Here is a 21,571-nt window from a genome sequence, read left to right as displayed (position 1 = left end):
TTTTGTGTTCACGGACGAGGGGGACTCGTGATTTTCCGTTCCGTTCAACAACCGCTTTCGCGCCAAATCCTTCGCGGACTGGTCGGCTCCGCCCTGTTGGCGTTGAGCGCTACCCATGCCTGGGCCTTCAATCTCGACGACGTTGGCGAAAAGGCCAAGGCGCTGGCTGCAGAGAAGTACAGCGCACCGACGAGCAACCTGCCATCGGAATTCAGCGAAATGAAGTTCGCCGATTACCAGCAGATTCGCTTCCGTAACGAGAAGGCCTACTGGGCCGACGAGAAGACCCCCTTCAAGATCAGCTTCTATCACCAGGGCATGCACTTCGACACCCCGGTGAAGATCAACGAAGTCACGGCGACCGACGTCAAGGAGATCAAATACGATCCCTCCCGTTTCGACTTCGGTTCCCTGAAGTTCGATGCCAATGCCACCAAGGATCTGGGCTACGCCGGCTTCCGCCTGCTGTACCCGATCAACTCGCCGGACAAGCAGGACGAGATCGCCACCTTCCTGGGGGCGAGCTACTTCCGCATCATCGGCAAGGACCAGTGGTGGGGCCTGTCCGCCCGTGGCCTGGCGCTGGACACCGCGCTGCCGTCGGGTGAGGAATTCCCGCGCTTCCGCGAGTTCTGGATCGAAAAACCCAAGCCCAAGGACAAGCACCTGGTGATCTTCGCGCTGCTGGATTCGCCCCGTGCGACTGGCGCGTACCGCTTCACCATCCGTCCGGGCAATGACACCGTGGTCGATGTGAAGGCCCGCGTGTTCCTGCGCGACAAGGTGACCAAGCTGGGCCTGGCGCCGCTGACCAGCATGTTCCTGTTCGGCTCCAACCAGCCGTCGCCGGAGCACAACTTCCGTCCGGAGCTGCATGACTCCACCGGCCTGCAGATCCATGCTGGCAACGACGAGTGGATCTGGCGCCCGCTGAACAACCCGAAACACCTGTCCGTCAGTGCCTACAGCGTCGAGAATCCGAAAGGCTTCGGCCTGCTGCAGCGTGGCCGCGAGTTCTCCCGCTACGAAGACCTCGACGACCGCTACGACCTGCGCCCGTCGGCCTGGGTCGAGCCGCAGGGCGACTGGGGCAAGGGCACCATCGAGCTGGTGGAGATCCCGACCCCGGACGAGACCAACGACAATATCGTTGCCTTCTGGAACCCCGAGAAGCGTCCGGAAGCTGGCGAACCGCTGGACTTCGCCTACCGCATGCGCTGGACCAAGGACGAGCAGGCCCTGCACGATCCGAAGAACGCCTGGGTCATGCAGACCTTGCGCTCGGTTGGTGACGTGAAGCAGAAGAACCTGATCCGCCAGCCGGATGGCAGTGTCGCCCTGGTCGTCGATTTCGTCGGCCCGACTCTGAAGGCGCTGGCAGGTGATGCGCCGGTGAGCACCCAGGTGAGCACCGACGACAACGCTGAAGTGAAGGAAAACAGCCTGCGCTACAACGCAGTGACCCAGGGCTGGCGTCTGACCCTGCGGATCAAGGTCAAGGATCCGAAGAAGCCGACGGAAATGCGTGCTGCCCTGGTGAACGGCGGCCAGACCATTTCCGAAACCTGGAGCTACCAGCTGCCTGCCGATGAATAACTCCACCGCTACCACCGCGCCGGTGGCCGATTATCTCGCGCACCTGCCCCTTTCGGCGCAGGAGCGTGAGCGGCTGGCCAGGGCCGGTTCCATCAGCGAGCTGCACGAGCAGCTCGCTGGCGACGTCGAGGGTGAAGACGCTGCGCTGGCTTCGGTCGGTGCGCGTCTGCGCCACGGCTACGGCCAGGACCTCGACGATGCCCAGATGCTGGGCATGGACGACAACGGCCGTACCTACCTCAAGGCCGCACCGCCGATCCAGCGCACCAAGGTGATCCCCGAACCCTGGCGCACCAACCCGATCATGCGCGGCTGGCGTCGCCTGACCGGGCGCAGCAACCCCTCCAAGCCCTCCCGCGACCTGCCCAAGGCGCGCTGGCAGCGGGTCGGCTCGCTGCGCCGGTTCATCCTGGTCCTGCTCATGCTCGGCCAGACCAGCGTCGCCACCTACTACATGAAAGGCATCCTGCCCTACCAGGGCTGGGCCTTCGTCGACCTCGAAGAGATCAACCGCCAGACCTTCCTGCAGACCCTGGAACAGGTGCTGCCGTACGTCATCCAGTTCGGCGTGCTGGCGCTCTTCGCCATCCTCTTCTGCTGGGTCTCGGCAGGTTTCTGGACTGCCCTGATGGGCTTCTGGGAGCTACTCACCGGCCGCGACCGCTACCGCATCTCCGGCAGCAGTGCGGGCAGCGAGCCGATTGCCGCCGAGGCGCGCACCGCCATCGTGATGCCGATCTGCAACGAGGATGTCCCGCGAGTCTTTGCCGGCCTGCGGGCGACCTACGAGTCGGTCGCGGCCAGCGGCGAGCTGGATCGCTTCGACTTCTTCGTGCTCAGCGACACCAACCAGCCCGACATCGCCATGGCCGAAGAAAAGGCCTGGATCGAGCTGTGCAAGGAAGCCCTGGGCTTCGGTCGCATCTTTTACCGTCGCCGCCGGCGCCGGGTGAAGCGCAAGAGCGGCAATATCGACGACTTCTGCCGTCGCTGGGGTGGCCAGTACAAGTACATGGTCGTCATGGACGCCGACAGCGTGATGAGCGGCGACTGCCTGACCAAGCTGGTGCGCCTGATGGAGGCCAACCCCGAGGCTGGCATCATCCAGACCGCGCCCAAGGCGTCGGGCATGGACACCCTCTATGCGCGCATGCAGCAGTTCGCCACCCGCGTCTACGGTCCGCTGTTCACCGCCGGCCTGCACTTCTGGCAGCTGGGCGAATCCCACTACTGGGGCCACAACGCGATCATCCGGGTGAAACCCTTCATCGAGCATTGCGCCCTGGCGCCGCTGCCGGGCAAGGGTTCCTTCGCTGGCGCGATTCTTTCCCACGACTTCGTCGAAGCCGCGCTGATGCGCCGCGCCGGCTGGGGCGTGTGGATCGCCTACGACCTGGAGGGCAGCTACGAGGAATTGCCGCCCAACCTGCTGGACGAGCTCAAGCGCGACCGCCGCTGGTGCCACGGCAACCTGATGAACTTCCGCCTGTTCCTGGTCAAGGGTATGCACCCGGTGCACCGCGCGGTGTTCCTCACCGGCGTGATGTCCTACCTGTCGGCGCCGCTGTGGTTCTTCTTCCTGGTGCTGTCGACCGCGTTGCTGGCGGTGCATCAGTTGATGGAGCCGCAGTACTTCCTGGAGCCGCGCCAGCTGTTCCCGATCTGGCCGCAGTGGCACCCGGAGAAGGCCATCGCCCTGTTCTCCACCACCCTGACTCTGCTGTTCCTGCCCAAGCTGCTCAGCGTCATGCTGATCTGGGCCAAGGGCGCCAAGGGCTACGGCGGTGTGATCAAGGTGACCCTGAGCATGCTCCTGGAGATGTTCTTCTCCGTGCTGCTCGCTCCGGTGCGCATGCTGTTCCATACCCGCTTCGTGCTGGCCGCGTTCCTCGGCTGGGAAGCCCAGTGGAAGTCGCCGCAGCGTGACGATGACGACACCCCGTGGAGCGAGGCGATCCGTCGCCACGGCCTGCAGACCCTGCTGGGCCTGTGCTGGGCCCTGCTGGTGGCGTGGCTGAACCCGCGCTTCCTGTGGTGGCTGTCGCCCATCGTCGGCGCCCTGATGCTGTCGATCCCGGTCTCGGTGATCAGCAGCCGGGTCAAGCTGGGCCTGGCCTCGCGCGACGAGAAGCTGTTCCTCATCCCCGAGGAATACGACACCCCGCGCGAGCTGCGTGCCACCGACGAGTACACCTACCAGAACCGCTGGCAGGCGCTGAAGGACGGCTTCGTCCGCTCCGCCGTCGACCCGGTGCTGAACGCCCTGGCCTGCGCCATGGGCACTGCCCGCCACGGCCAGTCCGCCGCCATCGAGGCGACCCGCACCGCGCTGGTCGAGAAGGCGCTGGAAGCCGGCCCCGAGCAGCTCGACGGCAACCGCCGCCTGGCGCTGCTGAGTGACCCGGTGGCGCTGTCGCGCCTGCACCTGGCGCTCTGGCAGGGTGACAAGGAACAGTGGATCGGCCCCTGGCGGCAATCGCTGCAGGCCGACGCTCATGCTCCGGCCGTGCCTCTGGCGCCGGTCGCGGAGCAGGGCGCCATGGCACTGCCCGCCGCGCAATCCTGACCCAGCGCCTCCCTCGTCCCGTCCGGGGCGAGGGAGGCGTGGCGGTTTAGCCTGTTTTCCCCGCGCACCGCTGCTGGTACCCTTCGCCAGCTATCCAGAAAAGATTGAGATATCCGCCGCATGGGGTACGCTTCGCACCCTTCTGCGCCCGGCATGCCTGGGCGCGCGCGATTCGATCGCTGGAAAAAACAAGAAGTTCTTTCACTTGCTTGGGAGTTTGGGGATGAAAAAGTACCTGGCATCGCTGGTGATGGGCGTCTGCGCTCTGGTCAGCGTCAGCGCGGCTCAGGCCGGCGCCATCGATGAAGCGGCCAAGCGCGGCACCCTGCGCGTAGGCATGGACCCGACCTACATGCCGTTCGAGATGACCAACAAGCGCGGTCAGATTGTCGGTTTCGAAGTGGACCTGCTCAAGGCCATGGCCAAATCCATGAACGTCAAGCTGGAGCTGGTCTCCACCGCCTATGACGGCATCATCCCGGCCCTGCTCACCGACAAGTTCGACATGATCGGTTCGGGCATGACTCTGACCCAGGAACGCAACCTGCGCCTGAACTTCTCCGATCCCTTCATCGTGGTCGGCCAGACCCTGCTGATCCGCAAGGAACTGCAAGGCGAGATCAAGTCCTACAAGGACTTGAACGACGCGAAATACCGCATCACCTCCAAGATCGGCACCACCGGCGAATTCGTTGCCAAGAAGCAGCTGTCCAAGGCTCAGTACCACGGTTTCGACAACGAGCCCGAAGCGGTCATGGACGTAGTCAACGGCAAGGCGGACGCCTTCATCTACGACTCGCCCTACAACGTCGTCGGCGTGAGCAAGTTCGGCGCCGGCAAGCTGGTGCACCTGGACCAGCCGTTCACCTACGAGCCGCTGGCCTTTGGTCTGAAGAAGGGCGACTACGACTCGATCAACTTCATCAACAACTTCCTCAAGCAGATTCGCGAAGACGGCACCTACGATCGCCTGCATGACAAGTGGTTCAAGAACACCGACTGGCTTAAGGACATGGAATAATCCACGTCTGACGCTGGTTGTCCCGACGCGCAGGCCATGAGCCTGCGCGTTCGCATTTTCACGGTAGAGATTCGTGGCTAGAACGAAACGCCCAACCTGGCCCTGGCACGGGCTGACCGGACTGATCCTCCTGCTGATCGGCCTGGCCCTCTGGTACTCCACTTCGCTGATTTCCTACGAGTGGCGCTGGAATCGCGTCCCGCAGTACTTCGCCTACCAGGCCGAAGAGCCGCTGCGCGCGGACAACGTCTCGCGGGTCGAGAAGATCGAGGATCAGGGCGGCAACGCCCGTGTCACCCTGGTGGACGAGGACGGCAAGCAGCAGGTGCTGAGCGTGGCTGCCGACACCCTGCAGTTTTCCGAGAACGACGACGTCGCCGAGGGCGATGTAGTTGGCTCGACCCGCCACTGGGCTGCCGGCCCGCTGGCCTGGGGCCTGTGGACCACGGTGTGGATCTCCTTCGTGTCCGGCGCGTTCGGCCTGTTCATCGGCCTGTTCACCGGTCTCTGCCGCCTGTCGAAGAACCCGACCCTGCACGATCTCTCGACCCTCTACGTCGAACTGGTGCGCGGCACGCCGCTGCTGGTGCAGATCTTCATCTTCTACTTCTTCATCGGCACCGTGCTGAACCTCTCTCGCGAGTTCGCCGGTGTGGCGGCGCTGGCGCTGTTCACCGGCGCCTACGTGGCCGAGATCGTCCGCGCCGGCGTGCAGTCCATCGCCCGCGGTCAGGATGAAGCCGCGCGCTCCTTGGGCCTGAACGCTGCGCAGTCGATGCGCCATGTGATCCTGCCGCAGGCCTTCAAACGCGTGCTGCCGCCGCTGGCCGGGCAGTTCATCAGCCTGGTGAAGGACACTTCCCTGGTCTCGGTGATCGCCATCACCGAACTGACCAAGAGCGGCCGCGAGGCGATCACCACCTCGTTCTCCACCTTCGAGATCTGGTTCTGCGTCGCCGCGCTCTACCTCGTGATCAACCTGCCGCTGTCGCATCTGGCGGGGCGTCTGGAGCGGAGGCTCGGCCAAAGTGATTGAAGTCCGTAATCTGACCAAGGTTTACGACACCCGCGGGCTGGTCGTGCGCGCGGTGGACGATGTCAGCACCGGCGTCGCCCGCGGCGAAGTGGTGGTAGTGATCGGGCCGTCCGGCTCGGGCAAGTCCACCTTCCTGCGCTGCCTGAACGGCCTGGAAGAGTTCGACTCCGGCTCGGTGAGCATCGACGGCGTTGACCTCGCCAACCCGAAGACCGACATCAACGCCTACCGCCGCGAAGTCGGCATGGTGTTCCAGCACTTCAACCTGTTCCCGCACATGACCGTGCTGGAGAACCTGTGCCTGGCGCAGAAGGTCGTGCGCAAGCGCGGCAAGGCCGAGCGCGAAGCCAAGGCCCGTGCGCTGCTGGAAAAGGTCGGTATCGGCCAGAAGGCCAATGAGTACCCGTCGCGCCTCTCCGGTGGACAGCAGCAACGCGTGGCGATTGCCCGTGCGCTGTGCATGGAGCCGAAGGTGATGTTGTTCGACGAACCCACCTCGGCACTCGACCCGGAAATGGTCGGCGAGGTGCTGGACGTGATGAAGACCCTGGCCGTGGAAGGCATGACCATGGTCTGCGTGACCCACGAAATGGGCTTTGCCCGCGAAGTGGCTGACCGCGTGCTGTTCTTCGATCACGGCAAGCTGCTGGAGGACGCCGCTCCGGCGGAGTTCTTCGCCCAGCCCAAGGATGCGCGCGCGCAGAGCTTCCTGCGGCAGGTGCTGTGAGTTTCATGCACTGCTGAAAAAGCCGCCTTCGGGCGGCTTTTTTGTGCCTGCCCGGAGGGGGAGTCTGTTCTCTGTGATCAGCCGCTGGCACCCGTTGGATGAATAATCCGGAACGGGTTATCCGCCCTATGCGGGCAGGTGAGGTGCAGGGCTTTTGTAGGATCACAGGGTGTATCGGCGCCAAATCGCGGGCAAAAAGAAACCGCCCCGGAGGGCGGTTTCTTCTACAGCATCACTCGCGGTTGCGGGTCAGCAGCGCGGGACGCTCGGTCTTGCGGCGCGGTTCCAGCTCTTCCAGCTGCTCCGGCGTCGGGAAGCGGTCGGTGCGAACCAGGTCGCGCTTGTTGATCACTACCGGCTGGCGGGTCGGCTTGGCGGCGCCGTACTCGCTCGGCTCGCGCAGCGGGGCGTCGTTCATGCGCGAAGCCGGAGCCTTGCCACCGCGCTTGCGCTGGCCGGCCTTGCCCTGAGCGTTGCCGCCCTGGCCTTGGCCCTGGGTGCGACCACCGCCGTTAGGCTTCTTGGCGGCGCGGCCCTGACCTTGTCCTTGGCCCTGGCTACGGCCTTGACCGCTTCCACCCTGGCTGCCGCCCTGACCACCCTGGCTGCGGGCGCGTTGCTGGCCCTGACCCTGGTTCTGGCCCTGACCTGCGCCTTGCCCCTGGCCCTGACCGCCACGGCGGCGCTGGCCGCGTTGCTGGTCCTTGTCCGGGAACGGGCTGACGTAGTCGGCGCGGTTGCCGAAGTTGTCGAAGTCGTCGTCGAGGAACTCTTCCGGGTCGCGGTTGCCGTCGGCTTTCGGTGCGCGAGCCGGCTTGGCCTGCTGCTGACGGCCCTGGCCCTGCTGGCCCTGCTGGCCCTGCTGGTCTTGCTGCTGGCGGGGCTGGCGCGGTTGACGGGGTTCGCGCGGCTCACGAGCCTGAGTGTTGGCGTTCGGTTGCGCGTCGCTGCCCTGGCCGTCGCCCTTCTTCTTGCCGCGCCCGCCTCGACGGCGGCGCTTGCCGGCCGGCTTGTCGCCGTCAGCGGCTTCGCCTTCAGCGTTGGGAGCGGCGCTCTGCTGCTCTTCGGCCTGCGGTTGCTGCGGCTTGTCCTTGTTGCGGTCCTTGCGCTCGCCACGCTTGGCCTTGTCCTTGCGCGGTTGGCGCTGCGGGGCTTCCTTCGGCTCGGGCTGCTGGACTTCCGGCAGCACGGTGTCGGGGTCGAAGCCCAGGGTATCGCCATCGGGGATACGCTGCTTGGTCAGGCGCTCGATGGCCTTGAGCAGCTTGTCCTCGTCCGGCGCCACCAGCGAGATGGCTTCACCGGTACGACCGGCGCGGCCGGTACGGCCGATGCGGTGGACGTAATCTTCCTCGACGTTGGGCAGCTCGTAGTTGACCACGTGGGGCAACTGGTCGATGTCCAGGCCGCGGGCGGCGATGTCGGTGGCGACCAGGATGCGCACGTCGTTGGCCTTGAAGTCGGCCAGGGCCTTGGTGCGCGCGTTCTGGCTCTTGTTGCCGTGGATCGCGGCGGCCGGCAGGCCGTGCTTGGTCAGGTACTCGGCCAGGCGGTTGGCGCCGTGCTTGGTGCGGGTGAACACCAGCACCTGTTCCCAGGCGCCCATGGTCACCAGGTGCGCCAGCAGCGCGCGCTTCTGTACCGACGGAATGCGGAACACGCGCTGCTCGATACGCTCGACGGTGGTGTTCGGCGGGGTGACCTCGATGCGCTCCGGGTTGTGCAGGAGCTTGTTGGTGAGGTCGATGATGTCTTTGGAGAAGGTCGCCGAGAACAGCAGGTTCTGGCGCTTGGCCGGCAGCTTGGCGAGGACCTTCTTCACGTCGTGGATGAAGCCCATGTCGAGCATGCGGTCGGCTTCATCGAGGACGAGGATTTCCACGCGGGACAGATCGACGCTGCCCTGACCGATCAGGTCGAGCAGGCGGCCGGGGCAGGCGACCAGGACGTCGACGCCCTTGGACATCGCCTGGACCTGCGGATTCATGCCGACGCCGCCGAAGATGCAGGCGCTTTTCAGGGGCAGGTCGCGGGCGTAGACCTTGAAGCTGTCGTGCACCTGGGCAGCCAGCTCGCGGGTCGGCGTCAGTACCAGGACGCGAGCCTGGCGCGGGCCGTGGCGGTGTTCGCGGTCCGGGTGGCCTTCGGGGAACAGGCGTTCGAGCACCGGGAGGGCGAAGCCGCCGGTCTTGCCGGTGCCGGTCTGGGCGGCAACCATGAGGTCGCGGCCTTGAAGTACGGCGGGGATGGCGCGTTCCTGGACGGGAGTGGGGCGCGCGTAGCCGGCGGCTTCAACGGCGCCAGCCAGGGCCTCGGAGAGACCGAGGGAAGTAAAGGACATGCGGGGTTCCTGTAGGCCGGCGACCTGCCGGCTCGAGGGCGCGTGATTTCAGGCTCGGGGCGAGCGCTCAGCCGATGGCTGGAAGCACCCCGTCCACGATACGCCGGCGTTGCGCTGGCCGGGATCGCGGACGGTAAGCCCGGAGCAATGATCCTCAGCGGGGGAGCTTGAGGTTGTTCCAGAGCGCCAGGCTGGGTTCAGCCTGGTTCAGGGTGTAGAAATGCAGACCGGGTGCGCCGCCCTCGAGGAGGCGTTCGCACATTTCGGTGATGACCTGCTCACCAAAGGCCTGGATGCTGGCGATGTCGTCGCCGTAGGCTTCCAGCTGCTTGCGAATCCAACGGGGGATTTCCGCGCCACAGGCGTCGGAGAAGCGGGCCAGTTTGGTGTAGTTGGTGATCGGCATGATACCCGGTACAACCGGAATGCTGACACCGAGTTTCTCCGCACGCTCGACAAAATGGAAGTAGCTGTCGGCGTTGAAGAAGTATTGTGTGATGGCAGAGTCGGCGCCGGCTTTGACCTTGCGCACGAAATTCGCCAAATCATCCTCGAAATTGCGCGCCTGCGGGTGAACTTCCGGATAGGCGGCAACTTCGATGTGGAAGTGATCGCCGGTTTCGGCGCGGATGAATTCCACCAGCTCGTTGGCGTAGCGCAGCTCGCCGCTGGCCATGCCCATGCCCGAGGGCAGGTCGCCGCGCAGGGCGACGATGCGACGGATGCCGGCGTCCTTGTAGTGGGCCAGCAGGGCGCGCAGCTCGGGCTTGGTGTCGCCGACGCAGGACAGGTGCGGTGCGGTCGGCACCTTCACCTCGCCATCCAGCTGCAGCACGGTGGTCAGGGTGCGATCGCGGGTGGAGCCACCGGCACCATAGGTGCAGGAGAAGAAGTCGGGCTTTTTCGCGGCCAGCTGGCTTGCGGTGGCCAGCAGTTTTTCATGGCCGGCTTCGGTCTTGGCGGGGAAGAACTCGAAGCTGAAACGGCGTTCTTTCTGACTCATGGTCGTTCCTTCGGCGCCGCGTCATCGCGTGGCTGCCGGCATGTGCCGTCGACTTCAGAAGTGACGGCGGTAGTTGTCTATCTTCGTGCGCAGTCGCTCGGCGCTGGGCTCGTGCGCATGGCCGAGGACGGCCAGGATGCGCTGCGACTGAGCATGGTATTCGGCGATCTTGCTCCGCGCCCAGGTCGAGGGTGGCGGCTGCAGGTTGGTGATCCGGTCGCACAGCTTGACGATCGCATACTGCGCCGCGCCGGTCGCCAGCCTTTCGAGGTAGATGTCGAATGGCAGTTTCTCGCCATTCACCACCTTGCTCAGGCGCTGGGCGCCGTCGGCGACGAACTCGCCGAAACGCGTCTGCAGTTCCTCGAAGGGCACCGGGGTGTCTTCGAGCACGTCGTGCAGCAGGGCGATCTGGACGGTTTCCGCCAGGCGCTGGATGGGCGCTTCGCGGTCGGCCGCCATCACTTCATTGGCTACCATCGCCAGGTGGACTGCGTAGGGCAGCGACGAGGCGGTCAGCGTCTGCCCGGCGTGAGCGCCGGCGGCGAAGAGCCAGGCCTGGTTGTAGCTGTCCTGCAGATCCATGGGGCACCAGATGGCAAAGAGGGCAGACGATTGCTCGTCTGCCCTCTGGCACATCAGTAGCGGTAGGTGTCCGGCTTGAACGGGCCTTCCACGGTCACACCGATGTACTCGGCCTGTTTCGGGGTCAGCTGGGTGACGACGCCACCGAAGCCTTTGACCATTTCCAGGGCCACTTCTTCGTCCAGTTTCTTCGGCAGGACTTCGACGGTCAGACGCTCGGCTTTCTTCTCGGCGGAGAGGTCAGCGTACTTCTGCTCGAACAGGAAGATCTGCGCCAGCACCTGGTTGGCGAAGGAGCCGTCCATGATGCGGCTCGGGTGGCCAGTGGCGTTGCCCAGGTTCACCAGACGGCCTTCGGCCAGCAGGATCAGGTAGTCGTCGTTGGCCGGATCGAAGTCGCCAGCGCCGGTGCGGTGGATCTTGTGCACCTGCGGCTTCACCTCTTCCCAGGCCCAGGTCTTGCGCATGAAGGCGGTGTCGATCTCGTTGTCGAAGTGACCGATGTTGCACACCACGGCGCGCTTCTTCAGCGCTTTCAGCATGCCGGCGTCGCAGACATTGACGTTGCCGGTGGTGGTGACGATCAGGTCGATCTTGCCCAAGAGAGCGGCGTCAACGCTGGCTTCGGTGCCGTCGTTCAGGCCGTTCTTGTACGGGGAGACCAGCTCGAAGCCGTCCATGCAGGCCTGCATGGCGCAGATCGGGTCGACTTCGGAAACCTTCACGATCATGCCTTCCTGACGCAGGGACTGGGCGGAGCCCTTGCCCACGTCGCCGTAGCCGATCACCAGGGCCTGCTTGCCCGACAGCAGGTGGTCGGTGCCGCGCTTGATGGCGTCGTTCAGGCTGTGACGGCAGCCGTACTTGTTGTCGTTCTTGCTCTTGGTCACAGCGTCGTTGACGTTGATCGCCGGGACTTTCAGGGTGCCGGCCTTGAGCATGTCGAGCAGACGGTGCACACCGGTGGTGGTCTCTTCGGTGACGCCGTGGATGCGCTCGAGCATCTGCGGGTATTTCTTGTGCAGGATTTCGGTCAGGTCACCGCCGTCGTCCAGCACCATGTTGGCGTCCCACGGCTGGCCATCCTTGAGGATGGTCTGCTCGATGCACCACTCGTATTCCTGCTCGGTCTCGCCTTTCCAGGCAAAGACCGGGATGCCGGCGGCGGCGATGGCGGCAGCGGCCTGGTCCTGGGTGGAGAAGATGTTGCAGGACGACCAGCGCACTTCGGCGCCCAGCGCGGTCAGGGTCTCGATCAGTACGCCGGTCTGGATGGTCATGTGGATGCAGCCGAGGATCTTCGCGCCTTTGAGCGGCTGGCTGGCGGCGTACTTGCGGCGCAGGCCCATCAGAGCCGGCATTTCGGACTCGGCGATGATCAGCTCGCGGCGGCCCCAGGCGGCCAGGGAAATGTCGGCGACTTTGAAGTCGGTGAAACCGGCAGGCGTCATGACAGCGCTCATGCGTAACTCTCCATTCGTTGTCTGCGAATGGGCGCCGTTGATGCGTTTGGCGATCGGCGGTTGCCGACCGTGACGCGCCCCATCCGAGCCTGACATGTCGAAGCGAATCGACCTGCTGCAGCGCCCCTCGGACAGGTGGCGGGAACAGCCGGACAGTGCCGGCCGTTATTGAAGCTTGCGGATTATAGCCATGGCGCATGACAAGCCAAAGGCTTTTGGTCGCGTTCGCGTACTGGATCGCGGCCGGGGTCCCCGTCGCGCCCGCGCCAGGGGCCGTGAAAACCCTGGCGCGGGCGTCGTTGCGGGGATCGTTGGGCGCTCGCGGGAGCGGGCGCTTATTGTCAGTCGTCGGGCGCATAAAGCGGTACGCTTTATCCGCCGTTCCTGGCTTCTGAGTCGACGGACGGCGGATAACGCCTGAGGCGTTATTCGCCCTACGGGAGTTTCATCGTGGAGCGGGGGCGTCAGATCACGCCGTCGTCGCGCAGCTTGCCGATGGCGGCCTGGTCCAGGCCCAGCACGCCTTCGAGGATTTCCTGGGTGTGCTGGCCGAGGGTCGGCGGGGCGTTGCGGTACTCCACGGGCGTCTCGGACAGACGGATCGGGCTGGCCACCTGCGGCACGCTGCCAGCCAGCGGATGCGGCAGGTCCACGCGCAGGCCGCGTGCGATGACCTGCGGGTCGGCGAAGACCTGGGCCAGGTCGTTGATCGGGCCGCAGGGTACGCTGGCCTGTTCCAGCAGCGTGATCCATTCGGCAGTGGTGCGCATCACGGTGGACTGGCGGATCAGCGGGATCAGCACCTCGCGGTGCGCCACACGCGCCTGGTTGGTGGCGAAGCGCTCGTCGCTGGCCCATTCCGGATGGCCCGCCAGTTCTGCGAACTTGCGGAACTGCCCGTCATTGCCGACGGTGAGGATGAGGTCGCCATCGGCGGTGGGGAAATCCTGGTACGGCACGATGTTCGGGTGCGCGTTGCCCAGGCGACGCGGCGGGTTGCCGGTGGTCAGGTAGTTCAGGGTCTGGTTGGCCAGGCAGGCGACCTGCACGTCCAGCAGCGCCATGTCGATGTGCTGGCCGATGCCGCTGACATCGCGGTGGGCGAGGGCGGCGAGGATCGCGGTGGACGAGTACAGGCCGGTGAGGATGTCGGTCAGCGCGACGCCGACCTTCACCGGGCCGGCGCCTTCCTCGGCGTCGGAGCGGCCGGTCAGGCTCATCAGGCCGCCCAGGCCCTGGATCATGAAGTCGTAGCCGGCGCGCTTGGCGTAGGGGCCGAACTGGCCGAAGCCGGTGATCGAGCAGTAGATCAGCTTCGGATTCAGCGCTTTCAGCGACGCGTAGTCCAGGCCGTAGGCTTTCAGACCGCCGACCTTGAAGTTCTCCAGCACGATGTCGGCCTTGGCGGCGAGTTCGCGCACCAGGCGCTGGCCTTCGGGCTGGGTGAAGTCGATGGTCAGGGATTTCTTGTTGCGGTTCGCCGACAGGTAATACGCCGCTTCGCTGGTGTCGCGGCCATCGCTGTCCTTTAGGAACGGCGGGCCCCAGGCGCGGGTGTCGTCGCCGCTGCCGGGACGCTCGATCTTGATCACTTCCGCGCCGAGGTCGGCGAGGATCTGCCCGGCCCAGGGGCCGGCGAGAACGCGGGAGAGATCGAGGACACGGATGTGCGAAAGGGCGCCGGACATGCAATCACCTGCAACGTGAATAGGGGCGGGGAGGGCGCAGTGCGGGGACTCCACGGTCCTCCCCGGGGCCTCTCGGGCGAGAGGTAAACGGTCGCCAGCCCGGCCTTCGATGAGAGCCGGGCTGGCGCGAGGCGCTTAGAAGAACGCCTGGATGCCGGTCTGGGCGCGGCCGAGGATCAGCGCGTGGACGTCGTGGGTACCTTCGTAGGTGTTCACCACCTCCAGGTTGACCAGGTGGCGGGCCACGCCGAACTCGTCGGAGATGCCGTTGCCGCCGAGCATGTCGCGGGCCAGGCGGGCGATGTCCAGGGCCTTGCCGCAGCTGTTGCGCTTCATGATCGAGGTGATTTCGACGGCGGCGGTGCCTTCGTCTTTCATCCGGCCCAGGCGCAGGCAGCCTTGCAGGGCGAGGGTGATGTCGGTCTGCATGTCGGCCAGCTTCTTCTGGATCAGCTGGTTGGCGGCCAGCGGGCGGCCGAACTGCTTGCGGTCCAGGGTGTACTGGCGAGCGGTGTGCCAGCAGGCTTCGGCGGCACCCAGGGCGCCCCAGGAGATGCCGTAGCGGGCGGAGTTCAGGCAGGTGAACGGACCACGCAGGCCGCGCACGTCCGGGAAGGCGTTCTCTTCCGGGCAGAACACGTTGTTCATCACGATCTCGCCGGTGATCGAGGCGCGCAGGCCGACCTTGCCGTGGATCGCCGGGGCGGACAGGCCTTCCCAGCCTTTTTCCAGGACGAAGCCACGGATCTGGCCTTCGTCATCCTTGGCCCAGACCACGAAGACATCGGCGATCGGGCTGTTGGTGATCCACATCTTGGCGCCGGTCAGGCGGTAGCCGCCGTCGACTTTCTTGGCGCGGGTGATCATCGAGCCCGGGTCGGAGCCGTGGTCCGGCTCGGTCAGGCCGAAGCAGCCGATGTACTCGCCGCTGGCCAGTTTCGGCAGGTATTTCTGCTTGGTGGCTTCGTTGCCGAATTCGTTGATCGGCACCATCACCAGGGAGGACTGCACGCTCATCATCGAGCGGTAGCCGGAGTCGATGCGCTCGACTTCACGGGCGATCAGGCCGTAGCACACGTAGTTCAGGCCACTGCCGCCGTATTGTTCGGGGATGGTCGCGCCGAGCAGGCCGGTTTCGCCCATTTCGCGGAAGATCGCCGGGTCGGTCTGTTCATGGCGGAAGGCTTCCAGCACGCGCGGGGCCAGCTTGTCCTGGGCGAACTGGTAGGCGCTGTCGCGCACCATGCGCTCTTCTTCGGTGAGTTGCTGATCCAGCAGCAGCGGATCTTCCCAGTTGAAGCTTGCTTTGGTCGCCATGGAGAAACCTCGAACGCAGACAGTGAAAGACCCGCACAAGTCTAGGCGGGCTCGGTGTTGGCCATCCTAGTCAGCCGTCGGGAAGCCGGGCAACCGACTAATTCGCACGCTGTTGTGCTATTTTGTCACTCCGTAATCGCAGGGTTGATGCGATTTTTCCAGGAATGGCCTCTATATCAGGCGTTCCTGGCGAATTCTGCGCATCACGATATTCCGAAGAGGCATTCGATGCGACGCAAGATACCGACCACCGCGGCGCTGGTCGCCTTCGAATCCGCCGCTCGCCACGAAAGCTTCACCAAGGCCGCCGACGAACTGTCGCTGACCCAGAGTGCCATTTGCCGGCAGATCGCCACGCTGGAGGAGTTCCTCGGCGTCGAGCTGTTCCGCCGTTCGCGGCGCGGGGTGAAGCTGACCGAGGCGGGGCTCAACTACAGCCGCCGCGTCGCCCAGCGCCTGGATGCGGTGGAGCGCGACACCCTGGCAGTGATGGGGCAGCAGGGTGGCGGTACGCTGGAGCTGGCGGTGGTGCCGACCTTCGCCACCCAGTGGCTGCTGCCGCGGCTGAAGGACTTCAAGCGCCTGCACCCGGAAGTCACGGTCAACCTGACCAACCGCACCCGGCCGTTCCTCTTCGCCGACACCGAGTTCGACGCCGCGCTGTATTTCGGCGATGGCGTGTGGTCCGGTACGGTGGCCAATTTCCTCATGCACGAGAACCCGGTGCCGGTGTGCAGCCCTGAGCTGCTGAGGGGGCAACGGGCGTTGTCTGCGGCACAGATCGCCGAGCTGCCGCTGATGCAACAGACCACCCGCCCCTACGCCTGGCGCCAGTGGTTCGGTTCGCTGGGCATGAGCGTGGCGCACGACATGAGCGGCACCCGCTACGAACTGTTCTCCATGCTCGCCCAGGCGGCGATGCACGGCATGGGCGTGGCGCTGATCCCGCCGATGTTGATCCAGCAGGAGCTGGCCGACGGCCGGCTGATCGTGCCGATGCAACATGCCTATTTGAGCGAAAATGCCTATTACCTGATGATTCCCGAACGCAAGGTGGAGTCGGCGACCCTGGGCGCGTTCCGCGACTGGCTGGTCGACGAGGCGGCACGGTACAGAGCCGAAGCCGGCCTTGGCTGAGCCATGACAAGCAGACAGGCATCGGCCGGGTCCAGACTTGCATAGCCGGCGGGGCTTTCCCCGTCATCGCGCTCACGAGGCGCAACCTCCCAAGAAGGAGCTTCCATGAATTTCCATACCCGCAAATGGGTCAAGCCTGAAGACCTCAACCCGAACGGCACCCTGTTCGGCGGCAGTCTTCTGAAGTGGATCGACGAAGAAGCGGCGATCTACGCCATCATCCAGCTGGGCAACCAGCGCGTGGTGACCAAGTTCATCTCGGAGATCAACTTCGTCAGCTCGGCACGCCAGGGCGACATCATCGAGCTGGGCATCACCGCCACCGAGTTCGGTCGCACCTCGATCACCCTGACCTGCGAGGTGCGCAACAAGATCACCCGCAAGAGCATCCTCACGGTCGACAAGATGGTCTTCGTCAACATCGGCCCGGACGGTCAGCCGGCGCCCCACGGCCGCACCGAGATCCTCTACATCAAGGACCAGTTCAAGGACGACGCCATTCCCCAGCCCTGATGGCTGACTCGCCGAGGTGATTGCCAGCGTGCCCGGAGCCAAGCCGAACTGCGGCGAAAACCTTTGCATTTGCGCCGATTGAATGTGAGCCTGTGCCCGCCCACGGCGGGCATGGGCCGACGCACGCTCCCCGCCGATCCAGCAGCACGCATTCACCCGAATGTGCCTGCAAAACAATGACCGGGGAGAGACCATGCACACCACCTTCGCATCCGCGCTGCGCCAACTGGCCGTGGCCACTTGTGCCAGCCTTCTGCTGACCGGCGTCGCGCACGCCGCAGCGATCAAGGCCGACACCAAGCCCGAAGCCGGCACCTTCAAGATGGGCATGCAGCCCTGGCTGGGCTACGGCCAGTGGTATGTCGCCGAACAGGCTGGCGCCTTCAAGGCCAACGGCCTGGAACAGGTCGAGCTGGTCAACTTCACCGAAGACAAGGACATGAACGCCGCCCTGGCCAGCGGCCAGATCGACGGCGGCAACCTCGCCACGCACACCGCGATGGCCATGGTCGCCGCCGGCCTGCCGGTGAAGATCGTCCTGCTGTTGGACCAGAGCACCAGCGCCGACGCGCTGATCGTCGACCCGTCGATCAAGACCCTGACCGACCTCAAGGGCAAACAGGTCGCCTACGAAGAAGGCACCACCAGCGACATCCTCCTGCACAGCGCCCTGCGCAAGGCCGGCCTGACCATCGCCGACGTGCAGCCAGTGCCGATGCCTGCCGCCAACGCCGGCAGCGCGCTGATCGCCGGCCAGGTTCCGGCCGCCGTGACCTACGAGCCCTACCTGTCCGCCGCCAAGCAGCAGAACCCCAAGGTCAACCTGCTGTACAAGGGTTCGGACGATCCGGGCATCATCAGTGACGTGTTCGTGGTCCGCGACGAAGTCCTCAAGGAGCGTCCCGGCCAGGTGCTGGCGCTGATCAAGAGCTGGGAGGCCGGCCTCAAGCACTACAACGAAAAGGGCGCCGAAGGCCGCGCCGCCATTGCCAAGGGCGTGGGCGCCGACGAGTCAGAGCTGACCAGTGCCTTCGACGGCGTGCACTTCTACTCGGTGAAGGAGAATCAGGCCGAGTTGAAGGGCGCCTTCCAGAAAGGCTCGTTCGAGCACATCCAGAAGGCCGCCAGCGAAGCCGGCATCCTCCAGCAGCCGGTCACCCCGGCGCAGGCCATCGACGCGCGTTTCGTCGAGGCGCTCTGATTCTCTGATTCATTGATCTTCCGAGACACGGCGCGCGCCGGCCCTGAGCCGGCGCGCGTCTTTCTCCGTTCGACGAGCCCGACATGAAAGCCCGTAAATCCAACCCGCTGTTCACCATCGGCAAGCCGATCGCGCAGCGCCATTTCCTGCTCATCGGCGGCGCCGTGTTCGTCCTGCTGGCGCTGCTCTGGTGGCTGGCCGGCGCCAGCGGCGCGGTGCCGAAGATATTCCTGCCGGCGCCCGGCGACGTCTGGGCGCGCATGCTCAAGCTGGCCGCCGACGGCACACTGTGGTCGGACCTGAAGGTCAGCGTGTACCGCATCGCCGTGGCCTTCCTGGTGTCCTCGGCGATGTCCATCGTGATCGGCGTGTTCGCCGGCTGCTACGGCTTCTGGAAAGCCGCCACCGAGCCGCTGGTGGACTTCGTGCGCTACATGCCGGTGGTCGCTTTCGTGCCGCTGACCATCCTCTGGGCCGGCACCAGCGACTTCCAGAAGTTCCTCATCATCTGGATCGGCACCTTCTTCCAGCAGGTGCTGATGGTGATGGACGCCATCAAGCGCGTGCCGGCGGACTTCGTCGGCCTCGGCCGCACCCTCGGCATGCCGGATCGCCGCATCCTCCTGAGGATCGTCCTGCCCAGCGCCCTGCCGGGTATCTGGGACGCGCTGCGGATCAGCCTCGGCTGGGCCTGGACCTGGCTGGTGCTGGCCGAACTGGTGGCCGCGACCTCGGGCCTGGGCTACCGCATCACCGTGTCCCAGCGCTTCTTCCAGACCGACACCATCATCGGCTACATCCTTCTGCTGGGCTTCCTCGGGCTGGTCACCGACCAGGCCATGCGCGCCGGCGAGAAGGTCCTGTTCCGCTACAACCGGAGACGCAGCTGATGGCGACTTTGGAAATCTCCGGCCTGAACAAGAGCTTCGCGGTCGGCAAGGAGCGCCGCGAGGTGCTGCGCAACATCGACCTGACCCTGGCGGACAACGAGTTCGTCTCCATCGTCGGCACCTCGGGCTGCGGCAAGAGCACGCTGCTGTCCATTGCTGCCGGCCTGGAGGAATTCGACAGCGGCAGCGTGAAGGTGGACGGCGTGCCGATCGCAGGTCCCGGCCTGGACCGTGGCGTGGTGTTCCAGTCCTACACCCTGCTGCCCTGGCTCACTGCGCGGCAGAACGTCGAGTTCGCCCTCAAGGCGGCCGGCATGTCCCGCGCGCAGTGCCGCGAGATCGCCGACGAGCACCTGGAACTGGTGAAGCTGACGAAGTTCGCCGAGGCCTATCCGAACGAATTGTCCGGCGGCATGAAGCAGCGCGTGGCGATTGCCCGAGCGCTGTCCTACCGGCCGAAGATCCTGCTGATGGATGAGCCCTTCGGCGCGCTGGATGCCATGACCCGCCACCAGATGCAGGAGCTGCTCACGCGCATCTGGGAGACCCACCGGCTGACGGTGATGTTCGTCACCCATGACGTGGAGGAGGCGGTCTACCTGTCCGACCGCATCGTGGTGATGGGCCTGGGCCCCGGGCGGATCAAGGCCACCTTCGATGTGAAGCTCGGTCGCCCGCGCCATGAGGACATGGCCGCCAGTGCCGAGTTCATCGACCTGCAGCGCCAGGTGCTGCGTTCGATCCGCGAAGAAGAGCAGGGCGTCGCCGCCCTGTAATTCTCAAGCGTGCATGGGCTTACCAGCGGCCGGAGGCCCCGCCGCCGCCGCTGGAGCCACCGCCCCCTCGGAAGCCACCGCCCCCGCCGCCCCCACGCCCACCGCCGCCACGTCCGATCGAGCTGATGATCATCAGCAGCAGCTGCAGCACGCCCGAGGTCAGCCACATCGGCGGCAGGAAGAAGATGTACAGCACCAGCGGAATCGAGAATGAACCGATCATCTGCTGCTGCAGGGCGGCGGGATTGGCTTCGCTGAACAGCAATACCGCCGAGGCCACGCCGCCGACCAGCGCGCTGCACAGCAGGTAGCGGCCCATGCTGCGCTGGCGCAGCCACTGCACCGGGAACAGCAGGCACAGCAGCGGCACACCCACCAGCAGAGCGAGCAGGCCGAGCAGGCGTGCAGGCGGGATTTCCTCAGCGGCGCTGGCGTTGCGGTTGGAGTACGCATCGCTGTAGCCCGTCACCGGGCCCGTCTGCGGCAGTTGATCCGTCGCGCCCGTATCGGGTTCGGCAGGGGCCGCCGCTGGCGGTTCTATCAGCGCTATCAGGCTGTCCACGCCGGCCTGGATGCCGCCGGCGAAGTCACCGGTCTTGAAGTGCGGGACTATGGTGTCGCGGATGATGCGCCCGGCCTGCACGTCGGTGATGGTGCCTTCCAGTCCGTAGCCGACTTCGATGCGCAGCGCGCGGTCATTCTTGGCCACTACCAGCAGCACGCCGTCGTCCACGCCCTTGCGGCCCAGCTTCCACTGTTCGAAGGCGCGGACCGCGTAGTCCTCGATGCTGTCCTCGCCGGTGCTGGGGATCAGCAGTACGGCGATCTGCGCACCCTTGCGCTGCTCCAGGCCGGCGAGCTGGCTTTCCAACTGCGCGCGCTGGCCTGCATCGAGGGTCTGGGTGAGGTCGGTGACGCGGGCGCTGAGCGGCGGGATGGCGACCGGTGCCGCCTGCAGCAGGCCCGCCCAGCACAGCAGCAGGGCGGCCAGCAGCCAGCGCGGCAGGGTCATTGCGCGGGCTGCGCCGGCGCGTTGCCGAAGTCCACTTTAGGCGCGGTGGAGATGGCGGCTTCGTTCTCGACGCTGAAGTTGGCCTTGGGCTTGTAGCCGAAGATTTTCGCGGTGATCACCTGCGGGAACTGGCGAATCATCACGTTGTATTCCTGCACCGACTTCACGTAGCGGCCACGGGCGACGGTGATGCGGTTCTCGGTGCCTTCGAGCTGGGTCAGCAGGTCCTTGAACAGGCCGTCTGCCTTGAGCTGCGGGTAGTTTTCCGAGACCACCAGCAGGCGCGAGAGCGCCGAACTGAGCTGGCCCTGGGCCTGCTGGAAGCGCTTGACCGCTTCCGGATCGTCCAGCTGGTCGGCATTGAGTGTGGTGCTGCCGACCTTGGCGCGGGCCTCGGTCACCTGGGTCAGCACGCTGGCTTCATGGGCGGCGTAGCCCTTCACGGTGCTGACCAGGTTGGGGATCAGGTCGGCGCGGCGCTGGTACTGGTTGAGCACTTCCGACCAGGCGGCCTTCACCTGTTCGTCGCCGGCCTGCATGGCGTTGTAGCCGCAACCGGAGAGCAGGGTGACCAGGATGTAGCCGGTGAGGAACTTGATCAAACGGGGCATGGCAGACGCTCGTGCTGGCGAAAAGGCCCAGTCTAGGTCAGTTCCGGCTGAGGAGTCAGATGGAAATGTCCGAAACAGCCGATGCTTG

18 protein-coding genes and 1 riboswitch are annotated in these 21,571 nt (G+C 65.4%); of the genes, 10 read left to right on the top strand and 8 right to left on the bottom strand.

The genetic code is table 11. The features are described from left to right. The first annotated feature begins 27 nt into the window (after positions 1 to 27). From IB256_RS12625 to IB256_RS12605, 5 genes are all read left to right on the top strand, one after another. The gene (locus tag IB256_RS12625) at positions 28 to 1,596 is read left to right on the top strand and encodes a glucan biosynthesis protein G (RefSeq protein WP_081515382.1); all 1,569 of its coding nucleotides are present in this window, start codon (positions 28 to 30) and stop codon (positions 1,594 to 1,596) included. Further along, a complete protein-coding gene (gene mdoH / locus IB256_RS12620; RefSeq protein WP_192402776.1) occupies positions 1,589 to 4,162 on the top strand; it encodes a glucans biosynthesis glucosyltransferase MdoH in 2,574 nt (857 codons plus the stop codon). The genes IB256_RS12625 and mdoH overlap by 8 nt, the downstream gene beginning before the upstream one ends. A 223-nt stretch (positions 4,163 to 4,385) precedes the next feature. Next, positions 4,386 to 5,183 carry a transporter substrate-binding domain-containing protein gene (locus IB256_RS12615; RefSeq protein WP_081515384.1) on the top strand — a complete coding sequence of 266 codons (798 nt, stop codon included), beginning with the start codon at positions 4,386 to 4,388 and terminating at the stop codon, positions 5,181 to 5,183. A 73-nt stretch (positions 5,184 to 5,256) separates the two neighbouring features. Continuing rightward, entirely contained in the window at positions 5,257 to 6,219 is a 963-nt protein-coding gene (locus IB256_RS12610; protein ID WP_192293227.1) for an amino acid ABC transporter permease, read from the top strand. Then, entirely contained in the window at positions 6,212 to 6,946 is a 735-nt protein-coding gene (locus IB256_RS12605) for an amino acid ABC transporter ATP-binding protein (protein ID WP_081515386.1), read from the top strand. The genes IB256_RS12610 and IB256_RS12605 overlap by 8 nt, the downstream gene beginning before the upstream one ends. A 232-nt stretch (positions 6,947 to 7,178) precedes the next feature. Here the strand turns inward: IB256_RS12605 and IB256_RS12600 are convergent, their stop codons facing one another. The 6 genes from IB256_RS12600 to IB256_RS12575 all read right to left on the bottom strand — a co-directional run bounded on the left by IB256_RS12600 (position 7,179) and on the right by IB256_RS12575 (position 15,343). Continuing rightward, positions 7,179 to 9,287: a DEAD/DEAH box helicase gene (locus IB256_RS12600; RefSeq protein WP_192402774.1), complete on the bottom strand. Its 2,109-nt coding sequence runs from the start codon at positions 9,285 to 9,287 to the stop codon at positions 7,179 to 7,181. A gap of 154 nt (positions 9,288 to 9,441) precedes the next feature. Then, on the bottom strand, positions 9,442 to 10,290 hold the full coding sequence (gene metF / locus IB256_RS12595) for a methylenetetrahydrofolate reductase [NAD(P)H] (RefSeq protein ID WP_138213901.1): 849 nt from the start codon (positions 10,288 to 10,290) through the stop codon (positions 9,442 to 9,444). A 54-nt stretch (positions 10,291 to 10,344) separates the two neighbouring features. Next, on the bottom strand, positions 10,345 to 10,875 hold the full coding sequence (locus IB256_RS12590) for an HD domain-containing protein (protein WP_192293223.1): 531 nt from the start codon (positions 10,873 to 10,875) through the stop codon (positions 10,345 to 10,347). A 53-nt stretch (positions 10,876 to 10,928) separates the two neighbouring features. Beyond that, positions 10,929 to 12,338 carry an adenosylhomocysteinase gene (ahcY, locus tag IB256_RS12585; protein ID WP_192293221.1) on the bottom strand — a complete coding sequence of 470 codons (1,410 nt, stop codon included), beginning with the start codon at positions 12,336 to 12,338 and terminating at the stop codon, positions 10,929 to 10,931. Positions 12,339 to 12,360: 22 nt separating this feature from the next. Then, positions 12,361 to 12,473, bottom strand: a riboswitch (S-adenosyl-L-homocysteine riboswitch). A gap of 329 nt (positions 12,474 to 12,802) precedes the next feature. Continuing rightward, a complete protein-coding gene (locus tag IB256_RS12580; protein ID WP_192402772.1) occupies positions 12,803 to 14,026 on the bottom strand; it encodes a CaiB/BaiF CoA transferase family protein in 1,224 nt (407 codons plus the stop codon). A 135-nt stretch (positions 14,027 to 14,161) separates the two neighbouring features. After that, positions 14,162 to 15,343, bottom strand: coding sequence for an acyl-CoA dehydrogenase (locus IB256_RS12575; RefSeq protein ID WP_192293220.1), 1,182 nt, complete (start codon positions 15,341 to 15,343; stop codon positions 14,162 to 14,164). A gap of 228 nt (positions 15,344 to 15,571) precedes the next feature. On the opposite strand from IB256_RS12575, the gene gcvA reads away from it, so the two are divergent. The 5 genes from gcvA to IB256_RS12550 all read left to right on the top strand — a co-directional run bounded on the left by gcvA (position 15,572) and on the right by IB256_RS12550 (position 19,860). Continuing rightward, complete coding sequence (gene gcvA / locus IB256_RS12570) at positions 15,572 to 16,480, top strand: transcriptional regulator GcvA (protein WP_192293219.1); 909 nt, start codon at positions 15,572 to 15,574, stop codon at positions 16,478 to 16,480. A gap of 105 nt (positions 16,481 to 16,585) precedes the next feature. Next, entirely contained in the window at positions 16,586 to 16,993 is a 408-nt protein-coding gene (locus IB256_RS12565) for an acyl-CoA thioesterase (RefSeq protein ID WP_045215897.1), read from the top strand. Positions 16,994 to 17,186: 193 nt separating this feature from the next. Beyond that, a complete protein-coding gene (locus IB256_RS12560) occupies positions 17,187 to 18,194 on the top strand; it encodes an ABC transporter substrate-binding protein (RefSeq protein WP_192402769.1) in 1,008 nt (335 codons plus the stop codon). An 83-nt stretch (positions 18,195 to 18,277) separates the two neighbouring features. Further along, a complete protein-coding gene (locus tag IB256_RS12555; protein WP_015479267.1) occupies positions 18,278 to 19,084 on the top strand; it encodes an ABC transporter permease in 807 nt (268 codons plus the stop codon). Then, positions 19,084 to 19,860, top strand: a complete 777-nt coding sequence (locus IB256_RS12550; RefSeq protein ID WP_192293215.1) for an ABC transporter ATP-binding protein — start codon at positions 19,084 to 19,086, stop codon at positions 19,858 to 19,860. The genes IB256_RS12555 and IB256_RS12550 overlap by 1 nt, the downstream gene beginning before the upstream one ends. A gap of 19 nt (positions 19,861 to 19,879) precedes the next feature. On the opposite strand, the gene IB256_RS12545 is transcribed toward IB256_RS12550, so the two are convergent. Further along, the gene (locus IB256_RS12545; RefSeq protein WP_192293213.1) at positions 19,880 to 20,872 is read right to left on the bottom strand and encodes a TPM domain-containing protein; all 993 of its coding nucleotides are present in this window, start codon (positions 20,870 to 20,872) and stop codon (positions 19,880 to 19,882) included. Continuing rightward, positions 20,869 to 21,483 carry a LemA family protein gene (locus IB256_RS12540; RefSeq protein WP_192293211.1) on the bottom strand — a complete coding sequence of 205 codons (615 nt, stop codon included), beginning with the start codon at positions 21,481 to 21,483 and terminating at the stop codon, positions 20,869 to 20,871. Before IB256_RS12540 ends, IB256_RS12545 begins: the two co-directional genes overlap by 4 nt. Between the last annotated feature and the right edge of the window lie 88 nt (positions 21,484 to 21,571).

Source organism: Pseudomonas sp. PDM17, assembly GCF_014851985.1.
Classification (GTDB): domain Bacteria; phylum Pseudomonadota; class Gammaproteobacteria; order Pseudomonadales; family Pseudomonadaceae; genus Pseudomonas.
This window is presented reverse-complemented; position numbering and strand designations above follow the sequence as displayed.